Source organism: Pseudomonas taiwanensis DSM 21245, assembly GCF_000425785.1.
Lineage (GTDB): Bacteria > Pseudomonadota > Gammaproteobacteria > Pseudomonadales > Pseudomonadaceae > Aquipseudomonas > Aquipseudomonas taiwanensis.
The window spans coordinates 198,604-209,093 of sequence record NZ_AUEC01000011.1; the positions used below are offsets into that span (position 1 = coordinate 198,604).

Genomic DNA, 10,490 nt, shown 5'->3' on the forward strand with positions numbered 1-10,490 from the left:
GAGTCGCCATGAGCCTCGACGCGCAGTACTTCGCCGAGTTGTATGCCGCCAGCGATGACCCATGGGCCTTCCGCACCCGCTGGTACGAGCGCCGCAAGCGTGACCTGGTGATGGCCTGCCTGCCTCGCCAGTGCTACGCGCGCATCTTCGAACCGGCCTGCGCCAACGGCGAGCTCAGCGTGCTGTTGGCCGAACGCTGCGCCAGCCTGCTGTGCCAGGACATCGACAGCACCGCCGTATCCCTGGCTCGCCATCGCCTGACGGGCGCACCCCACGCCCTGGTCGAACAGGGGCACTTGCCGGGCGACTGGCCAGGCGGGACATTCGACCTGGTGGTACTGAGCGAGATCGGCTACTACCTAGACCCGACCGACTGGCTGCAAGTGATCGAACAATCGGTGGCGAGCCTTGCCAACGAGGGGGGGTTGCTCGCCTGCCACTGGCGCCATCCTATCGCCGGTTGTCCGCAAGATGGTCGCGAGGTACACGCCCTGCTGGCCCGTCACCTACCGCTCTACCCCCTGGTGCGCCACGAAGAGGCGGACTTTCTGCTCGAATACTGGTCATGCCAGCCCAGCGTGGTGGACCTGCAAGAGCGCTGCCAATGATCGCCGTCATTGTACCCGCCCACAACGAGGCCCGGCGCCTGGGACGCTGCCTAAGGGCGATCAAGGCTGCGGCTGCACGCGCTGAAGCGGCTGGACTTGCCGTCGAGGTGCTGGTGGTGCTGGACCGCTGCAGCGACACCAGTGCGCTTATCGCCCACCGCCATGGCGTGCAAACCCTTGCACTGCAAGCCGGTAATGTCGGCATTGCCCGGCGAGCGGGCGCGGCGCGGATGATCGCCCGGGGCGCCCGCTGGCTGGCATTCACCGATGCCGACAGCCGCGTTCCGGAGCACTGGCTGGTGTCGCAACTGCAATGGCATGCCGATGTGGTCTGCGGCACGGTGCACATCGAGCGCTGGCACCCCTGGCACAGTCACGCGCTGCGCGAGCTGTACCGTAGCGGCTACCAGGCCCTGGAGGGTCATCGGCATATTCACGGAGCCAACCTCGGCGTGTGTACCGAGGCCTATCAGCACGTCGGCGGTTTCCAACCGCTACCGGCCCATGAGGATGTGCAGTTGGTGCTGGCGCTGGAAGCCAGTGGCGCGCAGATCGTCTGGACCGCAGAACACAGCGTGGCGACCAGCAGCCGGCGGGATGGCCGGGCGAAGGGCGGCTTCGCCGACTACCTCACTCGCTTGGAACGTCAGCTGTGATGACGGCGCGCCAGGGTCTGCGCAAGACCCCGGCTTTTACGACGCAACCCATTGAGCGCTGGGTATTTCGTGCACCCTGTCTGCTCGTTCGAAAGTGAGTGGAGCAATCACCTGCTGCCTGATCTCACACGTAAACACAGTCTTTTCTGTGTGAACAAACGAGGTTCAAGACCATGGCTAACGAACAAGATAGAAGTGGACAGCAAGGTGGTACCTCCCAGAACGCCCAGGGCAGCCGCGCCAACGACCCTGGCCGCACGTCCGAGGCAGGACAAAAAGGTGGCCAAACGACCGGAGGCAGGCCTGAGGAGCGGCAGCAGGGCGGCCAGGGATCGTGGGAGGACAAACAGCGTGGCGACCTTGAGCGTGCGAGCGGTGCGAATCAGCAAGGCGCAAAAGGTGGGCATGGGGCCGACACCCAATCCGACAATCGCCGTCCCCAGGACATGGACGACAACTCACAAACCGTCCAGGACGAAGACAGCGGCATGACCGACGACAACCGCTAAACCACGTAGGCCGAGGCGAAGGATCGCCTTGGCTCTGGGCCTACGCATGACATGCCATCGCCGCACAGTCCGAAAAATAAGACTCAGCGCTCCCACGGAGGTCAGATTCTGTAGATCCTCGTGGAGTCAACACCATGAAATTCGCGCAGTTCTGCCAATGGCTTTCCCACCATGCCGGTAAACCGAGCACCTTCTTCACCGCTCTATTGCTGATCGCCCTGTGGGCTGCAACCGGACCATGGTTTCACTACAACGATACCTGGCAACTGATCGTCAATACGTCGACGACGATCATTACCTTCCTGATGGTCTTTCTTATCCAGAACACCCAAAACCGCGACAACGACATCATTCATGTGAAGCTCGACGAGCTCATCCGCGCCACGAAATCGGCTCAACGCTCGGTGCTGGACCTCGAGGACCTGGACAACCGGCAGATCCACAAGCTGCGCGAAGCTTACCAGGCCATGGGCTGCCAGGGTGAAAACGAAACAGACAGCCCTGAGGCGCCACCCCGGGATGCAGCTGGCGACGACGCGCAGCGCTGATCCCAGGCGCCGTCGCGCTGTAGCCGGCGGCCGGGGGAGTACCACTCGTCGAGTCGACTGCACATCGGAGCCAACGCGCCGCGGGCCGGTGTTTCGAACAGGTATGAGCCTTCTCAACCGCAGGAGTTTTTACCATGCACCCCTACCCTACTCCCCCCTTTCCCTCCCAACCGCAAAACGTGCCAGGTTCGCAACGAAAAATGGACCCGTATCCCGACTGTGGCGAGCAGTCCTATACCGGTCACGATAGACTGAGCGGGAAGGTGGCGTTGATCACCGGAGCCGATAGCGGTATTGGCCGGGCTGTGGCCATCGCCTATGCCCGCGAAGGCGCCGACGTTGCCCTCGCGTATCTCGACGAACACGAAGACGCCAAGGAAACCGCGCGCTGGGTGGAGAACGCCGGTCGACAATGTCTGCTGCTGCCGGGAGACCTGTCCCAAAAGCAAACTTGCCGTGACATCGTCGAGAAGACCGTCAAGCAGTTCGGTCGAATCGATATCTTGGTCAATAACGCGGCGTTCCAGATGTCCCACGAGACCTTCGAAGAAATCGACGATGACGAGTGGGTGAAGACCTTCGACACCAACATCACCGCCATCTTCCGAATTTGCCAGGCGGCCTTGCCTTCCATGCCCGAGGGCAGCTCGATCATCAATACCAGCTCGGTCAACTCCGACGACCCCTCGCCAAAACTACTGCCCTATGCCACCACCAAGGGTGCCATTGCCAACTTCACGGCTGGGTTGGCGCAGCTACTCGCCAAGCGTGGGATTCGCGTCAACAGCGTAGCCCCAGGCCCGATATGGACGCCCCTGATCCCGGCCACAATGCCGGACGAAGCTGTCAGGAACTTCGGTTCTGGCTATCCCATGGGGCGGCCAGGTCAGCCTGTCGAGGTCGCACCAATCTACGTGCTGCTTGGCTCGGATGAAGCCAGCTACATCAGCGGGTCGCGCTATGCTGTCACCGGGGGTAAACCGATCCTGTGAGAAACGCAGGCTCGCCTTTGCGGCGAGCCTTGCCACCCAACCACAGGGCCCATTTCAGCGTTTGGGTCGACCCTGTCCACGCGCGGCTTTCTGAGCGGTGGAGTCGTGGGAGGTACCCGTCGAGCCGTCTGGACGTAGTGCGTCGTTATCCCTCTCCTGCTCGCCTTTGGGGTTTTGCTGGGTGTCAGTGTTTTGCGACGGGTCTGCCTTGCTCATGCTGCACTCCTATCCCTTGCTGTGTTCGGGGGACGTTGGTCCGGTGCCGCGCTTGATTCCGCGCGGCCCGGCCACGCCCCAGAGGGCGAGCCCGACTATCGGCAGCGCCACGAGAATCAAGGACCACACCACCTTGGTCGTATCTGACTTGTCGCTACGAAAAACACTCACGATTGCCCAGAGGTCGACCAGCAGGATGATCACGGCGACGGCAATCCAGAAGTAAGTCACAGGGGCATTCATGGCGCGCTCTCCTTCTTTGTGCGCAACTGGCCGCATCGCTGTGCAGCGATTGCTGCCTATTACACAGAGGAAGCCGCCAGTGGCAACAAGTTCAGGCCGATCCGTATGCAAGGGATGATCGGGGCCAACGAACGCTGAACCAAATAGCCCTGGATGGCGTCCACCGCACAACAACAGACGAGTCGATCCCCTGATGGAAACCGAACCTGTATTGGCCACGCTCGGCTATCTCAAGGATCATCGGTTGATCCTGACCACAGCTGAGTCCTGCACGGCGGGTTGCATGGTGGCCTTGTTAGCGGCAGCGCCCGGCACCGTAGAAGTACTCGAAAGCGGGTATGTGGTCTATTCCCCGACTGCCAAGAAACGCTTGCTCGGCGTCGCCCCCAGGACCATCGAACGATACGGCCTCACCAGTGAGGCAGTGGCATGGGAAATGGCCCTGGGCGCCCTGCGCGACAGCGACGCCAATGTGGTCATCGCCACCACTGGCGTGGCCGGGCCCGAGCCACAGGACGGTGTTGCGCCAGGCACCCTGTGCTTTGCCTGGGCATTCGCCGGGGAACCCGTGGCTGTTTTCACACGAACCCAGCGGTTCTTCGGAGATCGCTCCGAGGTCATGCAGCAAGGCGCGCTATTCGGGCTGACCCGGCTCGCGCACTACCACCAGCGCTGGCTTCGCGGCGAGCGCGCCTGAGGCTTACTTCTCGCTCGGCGTCACCAACACTGTCTCGCTGCTGTCGAGCACGAACACGGCCATCAGCTTGGCGGGCTTGCTGTCGCTGGCGTTGGCGCTGACACCATGAAACGCCCCTGGCGCCTCGTACCAGTTTTCACCGGGTTTGTAGACCTTGGCTGGTTCACCATTCACACTGCTGCGTACTTCACCTTCGAGCACCGTTGCATAGATGAACGCGGATTTCGGGTGTCGGTGGGCTGGGGACGCGGCGCCCGGGGCATAATCGACGATCACCCCGCGCATGCTCTTGCCCGGCACGTTCGGCAGTGGGTGGTCAAAGACCACGGTGACTTTACTGACCGGCCGTTCGGCGGCCAGTACCGGGGTGAGGGTCAGCGCGGTGAACGCGGCGACCAGGAGAGTGCGACTGAACATGGCGAAGCTCCTTCTGTTCGGTAGGGGTTGCATGGGTTCACTGGCGCGCCAGCCAGTCTTCAAAGCGTGTCTTGCCAAGCCGCGCCCCCTTGCCAGGGGTCAGCGACTTGTCATCGAGTTCGGCGCCGAAGTAGCGTGCGTGGACGTCCGCCACCACCTTGCGCGCATCGCCTTTGAGCCGCAGGAAACGGCGTACCAACTCATCCAGCGGAGTGGCTTGGGGACCGGCGATCTCCAGCGTGCCATTGGCTGGCGCCGCCAGCGCGACGTCGGTGAGCGCCTCAACCACATCGTCCGCCGCCATGGGTTGGAACAGTGCCGGTGACAGGCGAATCTCCTCACCCACCGCTCCCGACTGGGCAATGCCTTCGACGAACTCGAAAAACTGGGTGGCGCGCACCACGGTGTAGGGCACCCCAGACTGCTCGATCAGCGCCTCTTGAGCGACCTTGGCACGGAAATAGCCGTTTTCCGGCAACCGCTCGCTGCCCACGATCGACAGCGCGACATGGTGTCCGACCCCTGCCGCCTTCTCGGCGGCCAACAGGTTACGGGTGGACGTCTCGAAGAACGCGAGTACGGCCTGGTCCTCCCAGGACGGCGCGTTGGCGACATCCACCACCACATCCGCCCCGTTCATCGCTTCGGCCAGCCCCTCGCGGGTGATGCTGTTCACCCCTGTGCTCGGTGCTGCGGCGACGGCCTGATGGCCTCGCTCGCGCAGGCCGTTGACAAGCTTGGAACCAATGAGACCGGTGCCTCCGATGACCACGATTTTCATGGCGCTCTCTCTGCGTGCTCGACCGCAACCTTTGCCGTCGTCAGGCATGCAGTGTGTGCCGTCGCCGCGGCAAAAGCCTTGCTGGCAGGCTGGATTTGCCTCCAGGCACGCTTGAATTTGCGTCCAAACCGTTCAAACCGCGCCCAAGCATGTGCAGCCGGCGATGCGCTGCCGTATCATCGAACAACCCCCATGAACAGTCGCCTCGGACACCGAGCCTAGGGCGCGCGCGAGGACATCACGTGCCATTCGAGTTTGACGACTATGTGCTCGACGAGCAGCGTCGGGAGCTGACCCAGCGCGGACAGGCCGTGACCATCGGCCCGCAGGTGTTCGACCTGCTGCTGCAACTGGTCAGCCACCGCGACCGGGTGCTGGGCCGCGATGAATTGCTGGCCCGCGTGTGGAACGGCAAGATCGTCTCCGAGTCGACCATCACTAGCCATATCAATGCCGTGCGCAAAGCCATCGGCGATACCGGTGAGGAACAACGTCTGCTGCGCACCGTGCCGCGCAAGGGCTACCGCTTCGTGGCCCGGGTCCGCGAAGCCTGCAGCACCGAAGCGCCTGTTCCCACCGGGCCTGTGAGCGCCCCTGTCGGGCCCAGCCTCCCCGAGAAACCCTCGATCACGGTGCTGCCGTTCCAGAACCTCAGCGGCGACCCCGAACAGGACTACTTCGCCGATGGCATGGTCGAGGACATCATCGCCGCCCTGTCGCGCATCCGCTGGCTGTTCGTCATCGCCCGCAACTCAAGCTTCACCTTCAAGGGCCAGCGTGTCGACGTGCAACAGGTCGGCCAGGCCCTGGGCGTGCGCTACGTGCTCGAAGGCAGCGTGCGCAAGGCTGACAAACGGCTGCGCATCACGGGCCAGCTGATCGACGCCACCACCGGCGAGCACCTGTGGGCCGAGCGTTTCGAGGGACGGCTAGACGACCTGTTCGAGCTGCAGGACCAGATGGCTGAAAGCGTGGTGGGCGCTATCGCCCCACAGCTGGAACGGGCCGAGATCGAGCGTGCCAAACGCAAGCCGACCGACAGCCTGTGCGCCTACGATTACTACCTTCGCGGCACGGCGAAGCTGCACAACGGCACCCGCGAGGCCGTCGACCAGGCGCTGCCCTTGTTCTACCAGGCCATCGAACGGGACCCTGATTTCGCCTCGGCCTATGGCATGGCAGCCTGGTGCTACTTCTGGCGCAAGCTCAACGGCTGGATGGGTGATCGTACCCAGGAAATCGCCGAGGGTGCGCGCCTGGCACGCCTGGCCGTGGAGCTTGGCCGCGACGATGCCGTGGCGCTCACCCGCGGTGGGCATGCCCTCGGGCACCTGGCAGGTGACCTGGACGGTGGCATCGCCCTGCTCGATCGGGCGCGCCTGCTCAATCCCAACCTGGCGCCTGCCTGGTTCCTGGGCGGGATGCTGCGGGTACTGCGGGGTGAGACGCAGACCGCCATCGACAACCTCAACCACGCGGCACGGCTGAGCCCGCTGGACCCCGAAATGTTCCGCATGGAGGTGGGCATGTCGTTGGCGCATTTCTTTGCCGGGCGCTTTGACGAGGCGGTGGAGTGGGCGGAGAAGGCACTGGGGAATCTGCCCAGCCTGCTTGCGGCGGTGGCCCTGCTGGCCGCCAGCCATGCGCTCAGCGGGCGCATGGACAGCGCGTACAAAGCCATGCTGCGCTTACGCGAACAGGACCCTGGGTTGCGGGTTTCGGCGTTGCGCCAGTGGATGCCAATTCATCGCGACGAGGACTTGGCACTGTTTGCCGAGGGCCTGAGGCTCGCCGGGCTGCCAGAATGATCGCCCGATCAGGGCATCGCGCGTTTGGGGTTCGATAATCGCACACTTTTCCACGCGGGGCAGCGCTTCGAATTGACGTAATTAACCACCTGGTACAAACATAAGCACATCCAAAAACAACAAAGTGATGCTGCTATGAAGCCCCTCATCCTGGTACTCAACGGCCCCAACCTGAACATGCTGGGCACCCGTGAACCTGCCCAATACGGTCGTGAAACCCTCGCCGACCTCGCCCAGGGTTGTGCTGACAGCGCCCAGGAACTGGGCCTGGACCTGGAGTTTCGCCAAACCAACCATGAAGGTGAGCTGATCGACTGGATTCATGCCGCCCGTGGCCGCTGCAACGGCATTCTGATCAATCCAGGCGCCTGGACCCACACCTCGGTGGCTATCCGCGACGCCTTGGTCGCCAGCGAATTGCCGGTAATCGAGGTGCACCTGTCGAATGTCCACAAGCGCGAACCGTTCCGCCATATTTCATTCGTCTCGTCCATCGCCGTCGGTGTGATCTGTGGCCTTGGCAGCCAGGGCTATCGCCTGGCCCTGAGTCACTTCGCGGAACTGTTGCAGGAGCAGGCAGCATGAATCAGCAAGCCATCCTTGCCGGACTGATCGGCCGTGGTATTCAACTGTCGCGCACCCCTGCCCTGCACGAGCACGAAGGTGATGCCCAAGCCCTGCGTTACCTGTATCGCCTGATCGACGCCGACCAGCTGGACGTTCAGGACAGTGCGCTGGCGCAATTGCTTGAGGCGGCGCAACTCACAGGCTTCACCGGCCTCAATATCACCTACCCGTTCAAGCAGGCGATTCTGCCACTGCTCGATGAGCTGTCGGATGAAGCGCGCGGCATCGGCGCGGTCAATACCGTGGTGCTTAAGGACGGCAAGCGGGTGGGACACAACACCGACTGCCTGGGCTTCGCCGAAGGTCTGCGCCGTGGGTTGCCCGACGTCTCACGACGCCAGGTGGTGCAGATGGGTGCCGGTGGTGCAGGATCGGCGGTGGCCCATGCCCTGCTGGGTGAAGGGGTCGAGCGACTGGTGCTGTTCGAGGTCGATGCTGCCCGCGCACAAGCGCTGGTGGACAACCTCAACGCGCACTTCGGCGCGGGCCGTGCGGTGGTAGGTACGGACTTGGCTAGCGCGCTGGCCGAGGCCGATGGCCTGGTGAATACCACGCCCGTGGGCATGGCCAAGTTGCCGGGCACCCCACTGCCTGTAGAGCTACTGCATGAGCGGCTGTGGGTGGCGGAAATCATTTACTTCCCGCTGGAGACCGAACTGCTGCGCGCAGCACGGGCGCTGGGCTGCCGTACGCTCGATGGCAGCAACATGGCCGTGTTCCAGGCGGTGAAGGCCTTTGAGCTGTTCACCGGGCGCCAGGCCGATGCGGGACGGATGCAAGCGCATTTCGCCAGCTTCAGCTGAATCGGCCGCCCCCTTCATCGTCGGCAAGCCGGCACCCGCACCAACCCGGTAGGTGCCGGCTGCCGGCGATGAAAGCCGACACATTGCCATCAGCCCTTCTCATCCAGCAACGCCCTGATCACCCGCGCCTGACCGTCATAATCACCCTCGCCAAAGTGCACATGCCGCACCTGCCCCTTGCGATCGACGAAATAATGGGCGGGCCAGAACTGATTGCCCCAGGCATTCCAGACCTTGTAGTCGTTATCCACCGCAACCGGATACTCGATACCAAGGCTGGCAACCTTCGACTTGAGCGTCCCCACATCATGCTCGTAGTCGTATTCCGGGGTATGTACGCCCACCACGACCAGCCCCTGGTCGGCGTACTGGCGCGCCCATTCGTTCACATGCGGCAAGCTGCGCTGGCAGTTGATGCAGTCCCAGGTCCAGAAATCCACTAGCACCACCTTGCCCTTGAGCGCCGAGGCGTCCAGCGGTGGCGAGTTGAGCCACTGGTTGGCACCGGCCAGCGACGGCATGGCCCCAAGATCGTCATGGGTCCAGGGCTTCGCGGCTAGGCCCAGGCCTACCAAGGCCAGGGCCACACCGCCTATCTTCAGCCAGTGGCGCCGATCAATTCTCATGGCAACCGCCGGTAGCGTACGTACGGTACTGCACGCTCTGCTGCTGACCTTTCGAATCGAGGTAGTCCATGCGGGTGTTCACCAGGCCGCAGGCATTGCCCTGGTCGTCCTGTACCGACAGCACTTTCTTGATATCGAGCGTGTCGCCGTAGCGGTACTGCATGACACCGGCATCGCTCATCGGTGCCGTGGCGGCCTGGGCGGCGATAGTGCCGAGGCTCAGCACGGCGAACAGGCTGGCGCTGGCGAAGGTCTTGAAGTTCATGGCATCTCTCCTGTGCAACGTTCAGGTGTGGGGAGTGTTGCTCCCCGGTCGAGAGCCATTTCACCGCTGCCAGGTATCCTGGATGTGTCGTTGCACGTTGCTATATGCCTCTTCCTGTATCTGAGTCCGGTACAGTGACGCATTGAAAAATCAGATAAAATCCTTTAAATACATGATGTTAAGGAATAATCCAGCACCCGAGATGGGCGCCAATCTTGTACAAACGGATACAATGGCATCAGGACGTCACGTATGCATTTTGAGAAAGACCCTCGTCTGCTCTGCCATCTCCAATGCGTCATCGACTTCGATGCCTAGGCTCTGTGTGAAACGTCTTGAGACGAAGGTCAGGCAAGGCGAAAACAGCCGAGGAAGCGGAGTTTACGGGTTGTAAATGAGCATTCCGAGGCTGTTTTCAACGCAGCATCACCGAGTATCAAGGCTTTTCGTACAGAGCCTACGGGCTTGCTCCCGGGAGGACCGCGCTGAACGGCCCCTCCTGGGCCGCAGCGCTTGACGGGCATCCATGCCCGTCACCTCCCTCCGCAAGCCCTACGCTCGGCCTACTGACGTCGCAATTTGCCGCGTCTGGGATATCGCGCATTAAAAGCAAAAGCGGAGCATGAAATACCAAACCCGAAAAACAACAACAACAACAACAACAACAACAACAACAACAACAACAACAACAACA

15 protein-coding genes are annotated in these 10,490 nt (G+C 62.4%); 9 read left to right on the forward strand and 6 right to left on the reverse strand.

Annotated features, from left to right (window positions below):
• Positions 1-8: 8 nt before the first annotated feature.
• From H620_RS0103795 to H620_RS0103815, 5 genes are all read left to right on the forward strand, one after another.
• Entirely contained in the window at positions 9-608 is a 600-nt protein-coding gene (locus H620_RS0103795; RefSeq protein WP_023381018.1) for a class I SAM-dependent methyltransferase, read from the forward strand.
• The gene (locus tag H620_RS0103800) at positions 605-1,264 is read left to right on the forward strand and encodes a glycosyltransferase family 2 protein (protein WP_023381019.1); all 660 of its coding nucleotides are present in this window, start codon (positions 605-607) and stop codon (positions 1,262-1,264) included. The genes H620_RS0103795 and H620_RS0103800 overlap by 4 nt, the downstream gene beginning before the upstream one ends.
• 173 nt (positions 1,265-1,437) lie before the next feature.
• A complete protein-coding gene (locus H620_RS0103805; RefSeq protein ID WP_027906755.1) occupies positions 1,438-1,773 on the forward strand; it encodes a hypothetical protein in 336 nt (111 codons plus the stop codon).
• A gap of 134 nt (positions 1,774-1,907) precedes the next feature.
• Entirely contained in the window at positions 1,908-2,321 is a 414-nt protein-coding gene (locus H620_RS0103810) for a low affinity iron permease family protein (protein WP_027906756.1), read from the forward strand.
• Between the two features lie 134 nt (positions 2,322-2,455).
• Positions 2,456-3,313, forward strand: a complete 858-nt coding sequence (locus H620_RS0103815) for an SDR family oxidoreductase (protein ID WP_027906757.1) — start codon at positions 2,456-2,458, stop codon at positions 3,311-3,313.
• Positions 3,314-3,367: 54 nt separating this feature from the next.
• On the opposite strand, the gene H620_RS27140 is transcribed toward H620_RS0103815, so the two are convergent.
• Both H620_RS27140 and H620_RS0103820 read right to left on the reverse strand, forming a co-directional pair.
• On the reverse strand, positions 3,368-3,529 hold the full coding sequence (locus tag H620_RS27140; RefSeq protein ID WP_167332792.1) for a hypothetical protein: 162 nt from the start codon (positions 3,527-3,529) through the stop codon (positions 3,368-3,370).
• Between the two features lie 9 nt (positions 3,530-3,538).
• On the reverse strand, positions 3,539-3,772 hold the full coding sequence (locus tag H620_RS0103820) for a PLD nuclease N-terminal domain-containing protein (RefSeq protein WP_023381023.1): 234 nt from the start codon (positions 3,770-3,772) through the stop codon (positions 3,539-3,541).
• A gap of 193 nt (positions 3,773-3,965) precedes the next feature.
• On the opposite strand from H620_RS0103820, the gene H620_RS0103825 reads away from it, so the two are divergent.
• Positions 3,966-4,469 carry a CinA family protein gene (locus tag H620_RS0103825; RefSeq protein WP_027906758.1) on the forward strand — a complete coding sequence of 168 codons (504 nt, stop codon included), beginning with the start codon at positions 3,966-3,968 and terminating at the stop codon, positions 4,467-4,469.
• 3 nt (positions 4,470-4,472) lie between these two features.
• On the opposite strand, the gene H620_RS0103830 is transcribed toward H620_RS0103825, so the two are convergent.
• Together H620_RS0103830 and H620_RS0103835 are read right to left on the reverse strand one after the other, a co-directional pair.
• Positions 4,473-4,886, reverse strand: a complete 414-nt coding sequence (locus H620_RS0103830; RefSeq protein WP_023381025.1) for a cupin domain-containing protein — start codon at positions 4,884-4,886, stop codon at positions 4,473-4,475.
• 37 nt (positions 4,887-4,923) lie between these two features.
• The gene (locus H620_RS0103835; RefSeq protein WP_023381026.1) at positions 4,924-5,667 is read right to left on the reverse strand and encodes an SDR family oxidoreductase; all 744 of its coding nucleotides are present in this window, start codon (positions 5,665-5,667) and stop codon (positions 4,924-4,926) included.
• A 242-nt stretch (positions 5,668-5,909) separates the two neighbouring features.
• On the opposite strand from H620_RS0103835, the gene H620_RS0103840 reads away from it, so the two are divergent.
• From H620_RS0103840 to H620_RS0103850, 3 genes are all read left to right on the forward strand, one after another.
• Positions 5,910-7,475 (forward strand): winged helix-turn-helix domain-containing tetratricopeptide repeat protein, encoded by a 1,566-nt coding sequence (locus H620_RS0103840; protein ID WP_023381027.1) that lies wholly within the window; start codon positions 5,910-5,912, stop codon positions 7,473-7,475.
• A 135-nt stretch (positions 7,476-7,610) separates the two neighbouring features.
• A complete protein-coding gene (gene aroQ / locus H620_RS0103845) occupies positions 7,611-8,060 on the forward strand; it encodes a type II 3-dehydroquinate dehydratase (RefSeq protein WP_023381028.1) in 450 nt (149 codons plus the stop codon).
• Entirely contained in the window at positions 8,057-8,905 is an 849-nt protein-coding gene (locus H620_RS0103850; protein ID WP_023381029.1) for a shikimate dehydrogenase, read from the forward strand. The genes aroQ and H620_RS0103850 overlap by 4 nt, the downstream gene beginning before the upstream one ends.
• A gap of 89 nt (positions 8,906-8,994) precedes the next feature.
• Here H620_RS0103850 and H620_RS0103855 read toward each other — a convergent pair whose 3' ends face one another.
• The gene (locus H620_RS0103855) at positions 8,995-9,531 is read right to left on the reverse strand and encodes a thioredoxin family protein (protein ID WP_027906759.1); all 537 of its coding nucleotides are present in this window, start codon (positions 9,529-9,531) and stop codon (positions 8,995-8,997) included.
• Positions 9,521-9,796: a DUF2790 domain-containing protein gene (locus tag H620_RS0103860; protein WP_027906760.1), complete on the reverse strand. Its 276-nt coding sequence runs from the start codon at positions 9,794-9,796 to the stop codon at positions 9,521-9,523. Before H620_RS0103860 ends, H620_RS0103855 begins: the two co-directional genes overlap by 11 nt.
• Between the last annotated feature and the right edge of the window lie 694 nt (positions 9,797-10,490).

Excerpts from the sequence above, each read along its gene's own strand:
- H620_RS0103815 (WP_027906757.1), top strand. The coding sequence starts at position 2,456 with ATGCACCCCTACCCTACTCCCCCCTTTCCCTCCCAACCGCAAAACGTG.
- H620_RS0103810 (WP_027906756.1), top strand. The coding sequence starts at position 1,908 with ATGAAATTCGCGCAGTTCTGCCAATGGCTTTCCCACCATGCCGGTAAA.
- aroQ (WP_023381028.1), top strand. The coding sequence starts at position 7,611 with ATGAAGCCCCTCATCCTGGTACTCAACGGCCCCAACCTGAACATGCTG.
- H620_RS0103855 (WP_027906759.1), bottom strand. The coding sequence starts at position 9,531 with ATGAGAATTGATCGGCGCCACTGGCTGAAGATAGGCGGTGTGGCCCTG.
- H620_RS0103835 (WP_023381026.1), bottom strand. The coding sequence starts at position 5,667 with ATGAAAATCGTGGTCATCGGAGGCACCGGTCTCATTGGTTCCAAGCTT.
- H620_RS0103825 (WP_027906758.1), top strand. The coding sequence starts at position 3,966 with ATGGAAACCGAACCTGTATTGGCCACGCTCGGCTATCTCAAGGATCAT.
- H620_RS0103820 (WP_023381023.1), bottom strand. The coding sequence starts at position 3,772 with ATGAATGCCCCTGTGACTTACTTCTGGATTGCCGTCGCCGTGATCATC.
- H620_RS0103800 (WP_023381019.1), top strand. The coding sequence starts at position 605 with ATGATCGCCGTCATTGTACCCGCCCACAACGAGGCCCGGCGCCTGGGA.
- H620_RS0103850 (WP_023381029.1), top strand. The coding sequence starts at position 8,057 with ATGAATCAGCAAGCCATCCTTGCCGGACTGATCGGCCGTGGTATTCAA.
- H620_RS0103860 (WP_027906760.1), bottom strand. The coding sequence starts at position 9,796 with ATGAACTTCAAGACCTTCGCCAGCGCCAGCCTGTTCGCCGTGCTGAGC.
- H620_RS0103830 (WP_023381025.1), bottom strand. The coding sequence starts at position 4,886 with ATGTTCAGTCGCACTCTCCTGGTCGCCGCGTTCACCGCGCTGACCCTC.
- H620_RS27140 (WP_167332792.1), bottom strand. The coding sequence starts at position 3,529 with ATGAGCAAGGCAGACCCGTCGCAAAACACTGACACCCAGCAAAACCCC.
- H620_RS0103805 (WP_027906755.1), top strand. The coding sequence starts at position 1,438 with ATGGCTAACGAACAAGATAGAAGTGGACAGCAAGGTGGTACCTCCCAG.
- H620_RS0103795 (WP_023381018.1), top strand. The coding sequence starts at position 9 with ATGAGCCTCGACGCGCAGTACTTCGCCGAGTTGTATGCCGCCAGCGAT.